Raw genomic sequence first — 13,291 nt, forward strand, 5'->3', positions numbered from 1 at the left:
ATGTCGTGTTTTGGCCTGTAGGTTGATCGCCGGCTGCCCACAATGCGGCGGCGTTCAACCCGCATTCATCACGTCCCGCGCGTTTCGGACGACGTATTCCCGACCGTCTTCCTCGGCCAGCTTCACGTACTGCGCCAGCTTGCCGGATTTGATGCCCTTGAGCACCCACAACGCGGCAATCCGCTGATATTCGTGGCCGGTGTGCCATGCGCGTTCCGCGAGCGCTTCCGCATGAACGGACTTCAGAGCGCCCAGCGCAAGCAACGCGCGCCGGCGCACATATTCGTCTTCGTCGTCCACCAGGCGCAACAGCAGCGCTTCGGCCTCCGCAGCATGCGAGCCCAGCCCGCCGAGTCGCGCGGCCATCTGCCATCTCGCGTCCGGCTCCGACGCATCGATCGAGGCGCGCGCGAGCGCCAGCAATGCGTCCGGTTGCGTCCAGAGCATGTTCGAAATGTGTTCCAGTGCGTGGTCGCGTGCAATTGCGTAAAGCAGATCGGCGCACGCGGTTGCGGTCCAGGCGTCCGGCGCAAGCGAGTCGACGACGGCAAGCGACGCGTCCCACAGCGCCTCCCAATGGCCGTACTCGCACTCCCATTCGGCGCTTCGCTGGCGGGCCGGGTATAGCGCCGCCCATTCCCTGAATTTTTCGACCTGTTCGTGCAGTGTGTTCAACGCGTGCATGGAAAGTGGTTTGATTGCGGCCTGCTTCACGGTGCGATGCATGCGGCGCGAATATGCGCCGTCAGGTGCGGAGCGTCGCCTTGGCAGCCCGAAACCGGATGTATCGAGCCGCCCCGCCCGCTAACGTTCATCTCGCCACGCAGCACCAGGCATGCCGCGAGATTCGCATCCCGCGCCGGCCGTTCGGCGGCGCACCCGTGCAGTCGCCGTGCCGGCGCTCGCGCGCTCCTGCGCGTGTGCAGATGCTGCACCGGCCGAAGCGAGCGTCCGGTATGAGCGGATCGGAGTCGTCCGCCGCCGGGCGATATCGGGCTGCATCTACGGATATGGGCAGGATTGTGCCAGTTTTGGCCGTGTTCGGAGTGCCGGATAGCGCACCGAGCAGGCGCGTGCGGCGGCATGCCCTGCCCTGATCCGCTTTGGGCGCTGTCCGGCGACGCGTATGACGGTTCGGTCACGCGCGTTTTCGGATCCGGTAGTTTGAATTAAAAATAAGACTATTGTGATAAGAAAAGTTATCCAGATACTTTCGATAGAAAACCAAAGTGCCAGATGCGTTCGAGCAAACCGGCGCGCAGCATTCGCAGAACTTCACCGCGCAAACCCCGGAATTCATGACGATTCGACGCACGGGATCGTCCGCAAATGCCGGCTCGTTGGTGGCTGCGTCGATTCACCCCCGCCGCACCGCTCGCCGCTGCGGCCGTCCGCGCTCTTCCCCGCATTTGTTCCCGCGACGCAAGACTGTTGGTCCACGGTGGGTGTTCGAACTCCGGCCCGACGCGCCTAGAGTCCGGTCCATCGGATTGATCGATCCGGTCGGCGCTGAAGCCGAAAACCAATCACCTGTCGAGGCATATCATGAGCACATCCAAAGTCATCATCGTCACCGGCGCATCGCAAGGCATCGGCGCCGAGACGGTCAGCGCATTCCGCACCCAGGGCCATCGGGTGGTCGCGACGTCCCGTTCGATCGGGCCGTCGGACGATCCCGATCGCGTCACCGTCGCGGGCGACATCGGCGACCCGGCCGTCGCGCGGCGCGTGGTCGACACGGCAATCGAGCGCTTCGGCCGGGTCGACACGCTGGTCAACAACGCCGGCGTTTTCATCGCGAAGCCGTTCACGCAATACACCGCGGACGACTATGCGGCCATCACCCGCGTGAACCTGGACGGCTTCTTCCACGTTACGCAGCGCGCGATCGCGGCGATGCAGCGGCACGGCGGCGGACACGTGGTCAGCATCACGACGAGCCTCGTCGACCACGCGAACAGCAACGTGCCGTCGGTGCTCGCATCGCTGACGAAAGGCGGACTCAATGCGGCGACGAAGTCGCTCGCGATCGAGTACGCGAAGGCCGGCATTCGCGTGAACGCCGTGTCCCCCGGCATCATCAAGTCGCCGATGCATGCACCCGACACGCACGCGACGCTCGCATCGCTGCATCCGGTCGGCCGGATGGGCGAGATGAGCGACATCGTCGGTGCGATCCTGTATCTCGATTCGGCGCCGTTCGTCACCGGCGAGATCCTGCACGTGGATGGCGGCCAGAGCGCCGGGCACTGAGCGGTGAAGATGTGAGGCTGCAGCGGCGCGGATGGCGCGTGGCGGCCCGGTAGCGGCGCCGCCGAGCCGTTCGCGCCTCGCGCCGTTGCCGGCATGGCGGGACGCGGTTAGCGCGCCCGCTTGCCGGGCGCCTGTTCCAGATGTTCGACGAGAAAGTCGACGAAGACGCGCACGCGCGACGACAGATAGCGCGCATGCGGATACAGCAGCATGAACGGCCGCGACCGCCCGCCCTGGGCGGACAACACCTCCGTGAGCGTGCCCTCCCGCAGATCCCGTTCGACGATGAAGCGATAAGTCTGGAACAGGCCCGCGCCGCTGCGTGCCAGCGTGACGCCGGCGAGGACGTCGCCCGAGGTGCCGTAGCCGCCGGTCGTCGCGACGTCGATTTCCGCAGCACCGTCGTTGAACGACCACGGAATCGGCCGGCCGCTGCTCGGGAGCTCGAACTGGATGCATTCGTGCGCGTGCAGATCGTCGATGGCGCCCGGCACGCCGGCGCGCTTCAGGTAGCCGGGTGTCGCGACGACGACGAGTTCCGCGTCCTCCAGCTTGCGCGCGACCAGGCTCGAATCCGCCGGCTCGCGGCCGCGGATCGCAAGGTCGAAGCCCTCCTCGGCGAAATCGATGTTGCGGTTGCTCAGATGCGTTTCGACGCGCACGTCCGGGTATCGCGCGCGGAACGCGGGCAGTAGTGGGAGCACGCGATAGTGTCCGTACGGCGTCGGCATGCTGATGCGCAGCACGCCGGCCGGCGTTGCCTGCTGGCCCGTCGCTTCGCGCTCCGCATCGACGAGCTGCGACAACGCATCGCGGCATTGCTCGAAATAGCGCCGCCCGGAATCGGTCAGGCGGATCTGCCGCGTCGTCCGTACGAACAGGCGTACGCCGAGACGCTCCTCGAGCCGCGCGACCGACCGGCTGACCGCGGCCGGCGTGACGCTCGCAGCCGTCGCGGCGAGCGTGAAGCTGCCGAGTTCGGCTGCCAGGCAGAACAGCTCGATGCTGCCGAGCAGCAGGTCGTCGAATTTTCTTTGCATGGGGGTTCCTGCCGTGGCCGGTGCGCGGCTCGGTCGCAAGACGGTGAGCCCGGCGAGCGCCTGCGACGCGACTTCGTGCTTCCGGTCCGCCGGCGACCGGTGTTTTCGTCGCGGGACGTCGAAGCAACGAGTGTGCATGAATCCGGGGCGGGAAACCAGCGGAGCGACGCGCGCGACAGGCGTCACCGGGCGGCACCGGGCGGCGGTGCCGGCACGCGTTCGCGCCGTTTCATGCCGCGCGCGATTCGTTACATCGTGTGTCGAATCAATTGCGCGAACGATATTTACCGGCCCCGGCCGCGTCACTAGAGTGACCGACAGAGACCCCGGCGCGCGACGCTTCCACGCTGCGGCCGACCCGACAATCATCCCTGCAGGAGAATGCCATGACGATCGAACAGAAGCTGGCCGAGCTCGGCTTCACGCTACCCGAACCGCCGCAACCGCTCGGCAGCTACACGGCCGTCAGCGAAGCCGGCAACCTGTTGTTCGTTTCCGGACAACTGCCGCTCGTCGACGGCAAGGTGGCCTATACGGGGCGCGTCGGCGAACACCTGAGCGTCGATGACGGAAGGCACGCGGCGCAGCTCGCGGCGCTGAACGTGCTCGCGCAGATCAGAAAGCACCTGGGCGGGTTCGACCGCCTGCATCACATCGTGCGGGTCGAGGGTCACGTCGCGTCGACCGACGGCTTCTACGGTCAACCGGCTGTGATCGACGGTGCCTCCGACCTCTTCGCCGCCGTGCTCGGCGACAAGGCAGGACACGCACGCTCGGCATTCTCCCAGCGCCAGTTGCCGGCCGACGCGGCCGTGATCCTGGTCGTGATCGCCGAAATGCGTCCGGCGTAACCGGGTTGTCGCCGCCGGGACGACGGCCATTCCGACGGGCGTCCGCCCTGCCCGTCGCGAGATTTTCCGCCCGCAACATCTTTTGAATATAAGGGATGGATCGTCGGAGAACCTTGCCTCGCGAGGCTGTACACGATCCAGATACATTGCAATACAAAATATCGCATCCGATTTAATCGAATCCGCTTGACTGGTGGGGGCGTCTCGACGAAACTGCATCGCATGCGATCGAATCGCATCTGAGGAAAACCTTCCAAACTGACGGAGTGAACGATGAGCAAGATCGAAAAAGTGCTGTACACGGGCAAGACGCACACGACTTCCGGCGGCCGCGACGGCGCTGCCCGCAGTTCCGACGGCCGCCTCGACATCCAGCTGTCGTCGCCGGGCAGCGCCGGCACCGGCACCAACCCGGAACAATTGTTCGCGGCCGGCTGGTCGGCCTGCTTCATCGGCGCGATGCAGCTCGCGGCACGTGCGGCGAAGGTCACGCTGCCGGCCGATCTCGCGGTCGACGCCGAAGTGGACCTGGGCATGGGCGGCAACGCGTACTTCCTGCAGGCCCGCCTGAACGTGAGCGTACCGGGTCTCGATCACGAGGTCGTGCAGCAGATCGTCGACACCGCGCATCAGACCTGCCCGTATTCGAAGGCGACGCGCGGCAACATCGACGTCGAGATCCGCATCGCCTGAACTTTGCACCGGGCGGCCACGTGCTGCCCACCCGAATGTCCTGCCCTTTTCCTGTCGAGGTCAATGATGAAAACCCAACTGATCGCTGCCCTGCTCGTCGCCGTGTCCGCTGCCGTTGCCGCGCCGGCCTTTGCCAATGAAGCCGTCGTGACGCGTGCACAAGTGCAGGCCGAACTCGTTCAGCTGCAGCAAGCCGGCTACGTGCCGGGCCGCGCGAACGATCCGCACTATCCGGACGACCTGCAGGCAGCGCTGACGCGGATCCACGTGAACGACACCGTCGCGGCCGATACGGCGACGTCCGCTTATGGCAGCGACGCCGCAGCCGTCACGCAGTCGGGCAGCCGTCCCGCCACACGTATCGCCGAGCGCTCGATCTACTTCGGCCATTGAACGAAACCGCGATCGGCGCCGCCTGCCGGCGTGCGCACGCAACCCTGAATACACCCTTTTCCATCGAGGTAAATGATGAAGACCCAACTGATTGCAGCCTTGCTCGTCGCCGTGTCGGCTTCCGTTGCCGCACCGGCCTTCGCGACCGACAGCACTGTGACGCGTGCGCAAGTGCGGGCGGAGCTGGCCGCGCTCCAGCAGGCCGGCTTTCTGCCGAATCGCCCGAACGATCCGAACTATCCGGACAACCTGCAGGCGGCGCTGAAGCGGGTTCGCGACAGCGACGCGACGGCGGCCGACACCCGGGCAGCCGGTTATGGCAGCAACGCCGACGGCGCGACGCAGACCGGCAGTCGCAGCGTGATTCACAGCGCCATTCGCACGGCCGAGCGCTCGATCTATTTCGGGCATTGAGCGTCGCCAGCGAAATCGGCGACACCGCCCGTCAAATAAAGCGCATGCGATTTAATCGTATGCGCTTTTGTTCGTCTGCAACCTGCGCGGGCGATCGCGTCTATGCTGTGCGACGGACGGCCTTCAATCAAGGAGCAGGCGATGCGGGAAGCAACGACCGGGCAGGCAGCAGGCGGATCGCATCCGCTCGACAACGCCGTATGGCATGCGCTCGCGGGCGAGCAGCATCGTTTTGCACTCGGCGACGCGCTTGCACGCCGGTTTCCTCCCGCGATCGCGCCGTTTGCCGGCATGGCCGACCGCAGCCCGGCTGCGTTCGACGCGTTGCGCGCACTGATCGACGCGCACGGACCGGCGGCACTGGTCACGCCGGACGAGATCGCGACGCCGGCCGGTTTTTCCGTGGTCTGGCGTGCGATGCTGCATCAGATGATCTGGCAAGGAACGCTCGACGGCGCGCATCCTTTCGAGCATGTCGGGCTGACCGAAGCCGATGTGCCGGAGATGCTTGAACTGATCTCGGCGACGGAACCGGGCCCGTTCGGCCCGCGCACGATCGAATTCGGCGGCTATCTCGGTGTACGCAGGCAGGGCCGGCTCGTGGCGATGGCCGGTCAGCGATTGAGAGCCGGCGGCCATGCGGAGATCAGCGCCGTGTGCGTGGATCCCGCGTTTCGGGGCCAGGGCCTCGCGGCCGGACTGATCCTGTCATTGATTGCGACCATCCGCGCACGCGCGGAAACGCCGTTCCTGCACGTGCTCACGTCGAATCACGTCGCGATCGAGCGCTATCGGGCACTCGGCTTCGTGATGCGTCGCGACATGCATTTGCTGGTGCTCGGGCGCGAGGAGACCGGGACGGGCCAGCAGTAAGGGATCGGCCGCGGCGGCGCATCGGTCCTGACGGCCGGAAATGGATGAAAGTGGCTGGAAATGGCGGAGGGAGCCGGCCGCAATCGCGTCGCCGGCTCGACAGCGAGCCGACGCTTATTCGTCTATTCGTCGATCGAATCGATCAGGTTGCCGCGCAGCGTGACGATCGCCTTCTGCATCTTCGCGAATTCGTCGGGTTTCAACCCGGTGGCTTCGACGAGGTCCATGTCGAGCCCCTTCTCGCGCACACGGCGGCCGCTTTTCGTCAGGCTCACGAGCACCTGGCGCTCGTCCGACGGATCGCGGTGCCGCTCCAGATAGCCCATCGCCTCGAGCTTCTTCAGGATCGGCGTCAGCGTGTTCGATTCGAGGAACAGCTTTTCGCCGAGTTGCCCGACCGTCTGGTTGCCCTCCTCCCACAGCGCAATGATCGTGATGTATTGCGTGTAAGTGAGGCCGAGTTCTTCGAGGATCGGCTTGTAGGCCTTGCCGAATGCGAGGTTCGTCGAGTAGATCGCAAAACACAGGAACTCGGACAGTTTCGGCGTGGCGGGCGATGGTGCGTCGGTCGGTTTCATGAGCGTCCTCCATCGACACGGGTGCGTGTCGCAGATGAACGCATTATATATCGCGTGCGATCTTATCGGAAGCATGATTATCGTTTCCGATCAACAGGATGCGATACCCCCGGCGCCGGCGCGCGCTCAGTCTCGCCCGCCGTCGTTTCGACCGCGCCGATCGCCGGTTCGCTGCCGGCTGATCGACAGCAGCGAACACTGTACCGGATGCGTGATTTCGGTCGCGAGGCCGCCCGCGGCGAACAGCAGGATCATCAGCCAGCGCTTCATGCGTCCTCCACGACGGAAAGGCTTGCCCCGTCGGCGACCGCGGCATCGAGCGCATACGGATCGACGCCTTCGAGGCAGCCGAGATTGACGCGCCAGCACGCGGGATCCTTGCGCGTCTGATGGAACGGATAGACGCCGCACCGGCTGCAGAAATAATGGCGGGCCGTGCGCGTGTTGAATCGGTAGGTCGTCAGTGCGCCCTCGCCTTCGACGATCTTCAGGTCGGCCACGGCGAACATCGGGCTCATCAGCGCGCCGCGACGGCGGCAAAGGCTGCAGTTGCAGCGAACCGCCGGCGCAAGCGCGGTCCGGACTTCGAATTTCACGGCGCCGCAATGGCAGGATCCGTTGAACCATGTAGCAGACATGTCGTGCTCCTCAAGCGGTCATGTCAGCTTTATAGCGGGCGTGGGCCGACGCGTTGTATCGCAATGTATCCGCGCCGCGCGCGGATACGGAACATTGAAATTTTGTGGCCGGCGATGCGCGTCGCGGCGCGGCGCGTGGCCGGTGAATCAGTCCAGCGCGTGCTGCAACCGTGCAATGGCCGTCCGCGTCTCGCGCTCGAGCGTCGCGAACAGCTCGGCCGCCGGCAGCGACCGGACGAGCGGCGCCGCCTGCCCGGCCCACTGCGCGCCGTAGCCGAACTCGCCTTTCGCCTTCGCTGCCGCATGCAGCGCCTTGCCGGCGTCATATGCGATCGGATAGGCCGGCGTGGCCGGCGCGTGCGGGTCGTCGCCGAGCGCGGTCAGCCGGTTCGCGATGCCGCGCGCGATCCGGCCGGAAATTGCAGCCGTGAAGGTCGTGCGGCGCGCCGCGTCGCCGAGGATCGCGCGGCGATAGCCGTCGTCGATCGACGTCTCCGGGCACGCGACGAAGGCCGTGCCGAGCTGCGCGGCCTGCGCGCCGAGCGCGAGCGCGGCGGCGATGCCGTCGCCGTCCATGATGCCGCCGGCGGCGATCACCGGCAGCGCGCAGTCGCGCACGATCAGGCGCGTCAGCGCGAACGTGCCGAGCCGATCGTCGTGAACCGTCGAGTCGAATACGCCACGGTGTCCGCCGGCCTCGATGCCCTGCGCGACGATCGCATCGATGCCGGCCGCGGCGATCTGCCGGGCTTCGTCGGGATGCGTCGCGGACGCGAACAGCGTGATGCCCGCGCGCTTCAGCACGGCGATGGCCTCATCGGACGGCAACCCGAAATGAAAGCTCACGACCGCCGGTTTTTCTTCGACCAGCATCGCGAGCATCGCATCGTCCTCGACGAAGCTCGTGTAGATCTCGGACAGCGACGCCGGCGCCGTCGCGCCCTGTTCGCGGAAGGCCGGCGCGAGCCAGTCGAGCCACGCGCGCTCGACGGCTGCGTCGGCGCGGGCCGGCTGATGGCAGAACAGGTTGATGTTGAACGGCTTGTCGGTGAGCGCGCGCGTGTCGCGGATCATCTTGCGCGCGCCGTCGGCGTTCGTCGCGCCGACGCCGAGCGAGCCGAGCCCGCCCGCGTTCGATACGGCAGCCGCCAGCGCGGGCGTGCTGACGCCGGCCATCGGCGCCTGGATGATCGGGGTGCGGATGCCGAGCGTGCGCAACAGCGTCCGGTTGTCGGTCGAGGGAATCATGTCGTGCGTCTCCTGTGGGCGGCGTGAACGCAAACGGGAAGCGTGCGGCGGGTGGCACGTAGGGGCCGGCGGGCCGGCGGTTCAAAAGCTCAGCGCTCAGGATAGCGGACCGGGAAACCGCATCCAAGTCCGCCGAACGGGATATGTCCCGTCGAACCGCTTCGTGAAATACTGCGGCCACGCGTCCTTCCGGAACCCCGCGATGACCGAAATGCCCGCCATGCCCTCGTTCTGCTGCCTCATCACGCGTTGCGCGCTGACGTGCGTCGCGGCATTGCTGGTTGTCGGACCGGCTGCGGCTGCCGGGGCCACGGCTGCCACGGACTTGCCGGGCGGGTCGCCCGTACCGGCAACGCGCACGCCGCAACGCATCCTGTTCGTCGGCGACAGCCTCACGCACGGCCGTTACACCCCCGTGCGTTCGTACGGCGCGATGCGTGCCGGCGGCCCGGCGACCGACGGCACCGCGCAGGTCGTCGACGAAAACGTCGGGCAGACCGGCGCCCGCGCGGAACGCGAGCCGGGCCCGTGGGGCGGGATTCCGGGCATCTTCGCGCATTTTGCCGTCGAAGCCGGGCTCGACTATGACGTCCATCTGGAGGCGATGTCGGCGACGAGTCTCGCAAAACACGACCGCGTTGCATCGGACGTGATCGACCGGCCAACATGGGATGCGGTCGTGCTGCAGGAACTGAGCGCAAAGCCGCTGCCGTTCGCGTTCACGCACAGCCGCGCGAGCGATCCGCGCGGCTTCTGCGCGAGCGTCGCGAAGCTCGCGCGCGGCATTCGCGCGGTGGCGCCGCAAGCGCGCATCTATCTGTATGAGACCTGGCCGAGCGCCGATCGCGCGAAAGCCCTCGCCGGCGAGCCGGGCAGCGACGGTTTCCGCGCGCGCTACCTCGATCGTCTCGCCGATCTTGTCGCCGCGTATCGCGATGCATTCGAGCATGCACGCCGGACCGATCCGTCGATCGTTGCCGTCGCGCCGGTCGGCCGCGCATGGCAGCGCGCATGGGCGACCGGCGTCGCCGATCCCGATCCGTATGCGCCGTCCGGCGCGCCGCTGCTGTGGTACGGCATGCGCGCGCAGAACGACCCGCCAATCTCGCGGCCCGACTATCTGCATCCGGGCGTGCCGGGCGCGTACCTGAGCGCGCTCGTGCTGTTCCAGCAGATTGCCGGCATCGACGTGCGCACCTTGGGTCCGCGGGAGCAAGCGGCCGCGGAGCTCGGCATCACGCCGGACATGGCGGTGAAGCTGCAGGCGGTTGCGTCGGATACGGTGCGGCATGAACGGGCCGACGTCCGGACCGACACCGATGTCGCTGCAGGTGCCACGGCGACGGCGACGACCGGACGTTCCGATCCGTGCGCGTCGCAATGAGCGAATGAACGCATGAGCGCCAGCGACACGCATCCCGTGCGTCACCGACCGATAAACGCTGACGAATGCAAGAGCCAGCGGCCACCGCTCGGTCGTGCGGCGCCGGCCAGCCCCTGCGGATATCGAACCGCACGGTACGGCATGAACGATTGCCGAATACGCGCAACGCGGCACATGGTTTTCCCTGCCCTGACCTTTGCCGCCGCAGCCCGCCTCACATCCGACGCCCGTCCCACGGGCGTTTCCCAGCCTTTCTGCGCAGGAAAGGAGGCTTGAAGCATCCGCAATTATCGCGTCGCGCAAATTCGCCCACCATGTTTCGGACGATCGGCGCCACCCGCGCATCCGGCCTTTCGCGGGCCTGGCGGGCACGTGGGTCGTGTCGCGCAACCGTGCCCGCCCGGCCGGCCGCGAACGGCCGGGCGTCGCGCCACGGCAAATCGATAATCAGGAGACACGATGACCAGCCATTCCCTCGACCTTGGCGGCACCGCGGGCGGCCCCGCGTCCGCCGTACCGCCCGCGGCCCGAACCGGCGCCGATGCGACGGCCCTGCCCGCCCGCGGCATCACGCTCGGCGAATTCATGGACGACCTGCCGGTCGGTGCGCTGCACCGGTTCGTCGTCTGGGTGATCGGCATCGGGCTGTTCTTCGACATGTACGAGATCTTCCTCGTCAGCACGATCGGCTCCGCGCTGCAGAACGAATACGGGCTGAGCCGGCAAAGCGCCGATTTCAAGCTGCTGCTGGCGTCGGCATTCATCGGGATGTTCGTCGGCGCGATGTGTCTCGGCAGCCTCGCCGACCGCATCGGCCGGCGCAAGGCGTTCCTGATGACGCTCGTCTGGTACAGCGCGTTTTCGCTGATCGGCGCGTTCTCGGTGAATGCCGACATGCTGGTCGCATGCCGGTTCCTGACGGGCATCGGCGTCGGCGCGATCTACCCGGTGGCCGACAGCTTCCTGTCGGAAATCCTGCCGAAAGAAAAGCGCGGACGGCTCGCCGCGTGGGCCTATACGACTTCGTACGTCGCGGTGCCGCTGGTCGGCTTCCTCGCGCTATGGCTGAATCCGCTGCATGTCGCGGGCGTGGCCGGCTGGCGCATCATCCTCGCGATCGGCAGCCTCGGCGCCGTGTACGTGCTGCTGGTCCGGCACCGGCTGCCGGAAAGCCCGCGCTGGCTGCTCGCGCAGGGCCGCACCGCGGATGCGCATGCCGCGGCGAAGCGCTTCGCGGACAGCGCGGGCGTGCGCGTGCCCGAGCAGTTCGCGGCATCGGCCGAACCGCAGCGGCCGCTGAGCCTCGGCGAGCGCTTCGCGCTGCTGCGTCGCCGGCCTTACGGCGCGCGCTACCTGATGCTCGCGGTGTTCCACCTGTTCCAGGGTTTCGGCTATTACGGCTTCGGCACGCTCGCGGGCACCGTCGTCAAGAGCCGCGGGTTCGACGTGACGGACAGCACGCTGTTCATCGCGCTGTCGTTCATCGGTTATCCGATCGGCTCGTTGCTGTCGATTCCGCTGTTGAACTGGATCGAGCGCCGCACGCTCGTGATCGTGTCGATCCTGTCGATCGCCGCGTTCGGGCTGTGCTTCGCGTATTCGGGCAACACGCTGCTGATCGTCTGCTTCGGTTTCCTGACGACCTGCGCGTCGAACGTGTTCAGCAACGCGTATCACGTATACCAGGCGGAGATCTTCCCGGCACGCGTGCGCTCGACCGCGATCGGCAGCACGTACGCACTGTCGCGCATCGTCAGCGGCGCGCTGCCGTTCGTGTTGCTGCCGGTGCTGGCCGAACACGGTGCGGGTGCGATGTTCGGCGTGATCTCGGTCGCGCTCGGCATCGTCGCCGTCACGCTGCGCGTGCTCGGGCCGCTGACCACGCGGCGCAGCCAGGACGACATCAACCCGGTATGACGCGGCGCTCGGGCACGGGGCGTGCAGACGCGTGCTCCGTGCATCGCGCCCGGTGTGTTCAGCGTGCCGACATGAAATCGAACAGCCTGGCGATGTCGGTGGTCAGCACGGTGCCGGCCTTCACGCCGACCCACAGCGTGCGCGTCGCCCACGCGTCGTCGAGCTTCACGACCCCGAGCCGCGCGGCGCGCTCGCCGGTCACCGCATCGCGCGGCAGCACGCCGATCCCGAGCCCGGCCTCGATCATCCGGCTCACGCCGTCGAAATTCGATACCTGGATGCGCAGCTTCAGCGAGCGCTCGGCCGCGAACGCGGCGTCGGTCATCCGCGCGAGCAGCGAACTGCCGTCGCTCAGGCCGACGTAGTCTTCCTCGAGCGTATCCGCGAAGCGGATGCTGTCATGCGCGGCGAAGCGATGGCCGCGCGGCACGAGCAGCACGAGCTCGTCGCGCCGGTACAGGCGGCGTTCGATGCCGGGCGCCGGCACGTTGTCCGCGAACACGCCGAGATCGGCCTTGCCGGACGCGAGCGCGTCGACGATCTCGTGGCTCAGCCGCTCCTCGAGACTGACCTTGATGCCCGGGTTGTCGGTGAGGAACGCGGCGAGATCGGCCGGCAGGAACTGGACGATGGCCGACGTGTTGGTCCACACGTGAATGTGGCCGCGCACGCCGGCGACGTAGTCGCTCATCTCGTGCGCCATCCGGTTGACCTGCTCGATCACCTTCGCCGCGTGGTCGAGCAGCGCGCGGCCCGCGGGCGTCAGCTCGACGCCGCGCGCATGCCGGACGAACAGCGCGCTGCCGGTCACGCTTTCGAGTTCCGCGATTCGCTTGCTGACCGCGGACAACGTGAGCTGGCCGTGTTCGGCCGCCTTGGTCAGGCTGCCGTGCTCGGCGACGAGCGCGAATACGCGCAGCGACTGCAGATCGAAATGAAGCGGGTTCACCATGATGAGGGTCCTGGGGAAAGCCGTGCGGCGCGCGCGAACGGCGCCGCACCGGCCTGA

Annotated in this window: 15 protein-coding genes; 8 read left to right on the plus strand and 7 right to left on the minus strand. The window is 67.1% G+C overall.

The annotated features are described in order from the left end of the window. Positions 1-54: 54 nt before the first annotated feature. Positions 55-726 (minus strand): HEAT repeat domain-containing protein, encoded by a 672-nt coding sequence (locus tag U5771_RS10045; protein WP_322023814.1) that lies wholly within the window; start codon positions 724-726, stop codon positions 55-57. 819 nt (positions 727-1,545) lie between these two features. Between U5771_RS10045 and U5771_RS10050 the strand changes: the two genes are divergently transcribed. After that, entirely contained in the window at positions 1,546-2,253 is a 708-nt protein-coding gene (locus tag U5771_RS10050) for an SDR family NAD(P)-dependent oxidoreductase (protein ID WP_322023815.1), read from the plus strand. A 107-nt stretch (positions 2,254-2,360) separates the two neighbouring features. On the opposite strand, the gene U5771_RS10055 is transcribed toward U5771_RS10050, so the two are convergent. Further along, complete coding sequence (locus U5771_RS10055) at positions 2,361-3,293, minus strand: LysR family transcriptional regulator (RefSeq protein WP_322023816.1); 933 nt, start codon at positions 3,291-3,293, stop codon at positions 2,361-2,363. A 386-nt stretch (positions 3,294-3,679) separates the two neighbouring features. Here U5771_RS10055 and U5771_RS10060 point away from each other — a divergent pair, with 386 nt between their 5' ends. The 5 genes from U5771_RS10060 to U5771_RS10080 all read left to right on the plus strand — a co-directional run bounded on the left by U5771_RS10060 (position 3,680) and on the right by U5771_RS10080 (position 6,517). Then, a complete protein-coding gene (locus U5771_RS10060; protein WP_322023817.1) occupies positions 3,680-4,144 on the plus strand; it encodes a RidA family protein in 465 nt (154 codons plus the stop codon). 273 nt (positions 4,145-4,417) lie between these two features. After that, a complete protein-coding gene (locus U5771_RS10065; RefSeq protein ID WP_322023818.1) occupies positions 4,418-4,837 on the plus strand; it encodes an organic hydroperoxide resistance protein in 420 nt (139 codons plus the stop codon). A gap of 66 nt (positions 4,838-4,903) precedes the next feature. Further along, the gene (locus U5771_RS10070) at positions 4,904-5,230 is read left to right on the plus strand and encodes a DUF4148 domain-containing protein (protein ID WP_322023819.1); all 327 of its coding nucleotides are present in this window, start codon (positions 4,904-4,906) and stop codon (positions 5,228-5,230) included. A 72-nt stretch (positions 5,231-5,302) separates the two neighbouring features. After that, the gene (locus tag U5771_RS10075) at positions 5,303-5,644 is read left to right on the plus strand and encodes a DUF4148 domain-containing protein (RefSeq protein ID WP_322023820.1); all 342 of its coding nucleotides are present in this window, start codon (positions 5,303-5,305) and stop codon (positions 5,642-5,644) included. Between the two features lie 141 nt (positions 5,645-5,785). Next, positions 5,786-6,517 carry a GNAT family N-acetyltransferase gene (locus U5771_RS10080; protein WP_322023821.1) on the plus strand — a complete coding sequence of 244 codons (732 nt, stop codon included), beginning with the start codon at positions 5,786-5,788 and terminating at the stop codon, positions 6,515-6,517. A 122-nt stretch (positions 6,518-6,639) separates the two neighbouring features. Here the strand turns inward: U5771_RS10080 and U5771_RS10085 are convergent, their stop codons facing one another. The 4 genes from U5771_RS10085 to U5771_RS10100 all read right to left on the minus strand — a co-directional run bounded on the left by U5771_RS10085 (position 6,640) and on the right by U5771_RS10100 (position 8,981). After that, entirely contained in the window at positions 6,640-7,095 is a 456-nt protein-coding gene (locus U5771_RS10085; RefSeq protein ID WP_012363924.1) for a MarR family winged helix-turn-helix transcriptional regulator, read from the minus strand. 126 nt (positions 7,096-7,221) lie between these two features. Continuing rightward, positions 7,222-7,365: a hypothetical protein gene (locus tag U5771_RS10090; protein WP_322023822.1), complete on the minus strand. Its 144-nt coding sequence runs from the start codon at positions 7,363-7,365 to the stop codon at positions 7,222-7,224. Continuing rightward, positions 7,362-7,733: a GFA family protein gene (locus U5771_RS10095; RefSeq protein WP_322023823.1), complete on the minus strand. Its 372-nt coding sequence runs from the start codon at positions 7,731-7,733 to the stop codon at positions 7,362-7,364. The genes U5771_RS10090 and U5771_RS10095 overlap by 4 nt, the downstream gene beginning before the upstream one ends. A 147-nt stretch (positions 7,734-7,880) precedes the next feature. Beyond that, entirely contained in the window at positions 7,881-8,981 is a 1,101-nt protein-coding gene (locus U5771_RS10100; protein ID WP_322023824.1) for a nitronate monooxygenase, read from the minus strand. A gap of 202 nt (positions 8,982-9,183) precedes the next feature. Here U5771_RS10100 and U5771_RS10105 point away from each other — a divergent pair, with 202 nt between their 5' ends. Next, positions 9,184-10,365: a hypothetical protein gene (locus tag U5771_RS10105; protein ID WP_322023825.1), complete on the plus strand. Its 1,182-nt coding sequence runs from the start codon at positions 9,184-9,186 to the stop codon at positions 10,363-10,365. 459 nt (positions 10,366-10,824) lie between these two features. Continuing rightward, positions 10,825-12,282, plus strand: coding sequence for an MFS transporter (locus U5771_RS10110; protein ID WP_322023826.1), 1,458 nt, complete (start codon positions 10,825-10,827; stop codon positions 12,280-12,282). 58 nt (positions 12,283-12,340) lie between these two features. Here U5771_RS10110 and U5771_RS10115 read toward each other — a convergent pair whose 3' ends face one another. Beyond that, positions 12,341-13,234, minus strand: a complete 894-nt coding sequence (locus tag U5771_RS10115; RefSeq protein WP_322023827.1) for a LysR family transcriptional regulator — start codon at positions 13,232-13,234, stop codon at positions 12,341-12,343. Positions 13,235-13,291: the final 57 nt, after the last annotated feature.

This window comes from Burkholderia sp. BCC1977 (assembly GCF_905339595.1).
Lineage (GTDB): Bacteria > Pseudomonadota > Gammaproteobacteria > Burkholderiales > Burkholderiaceae > Burkholderia.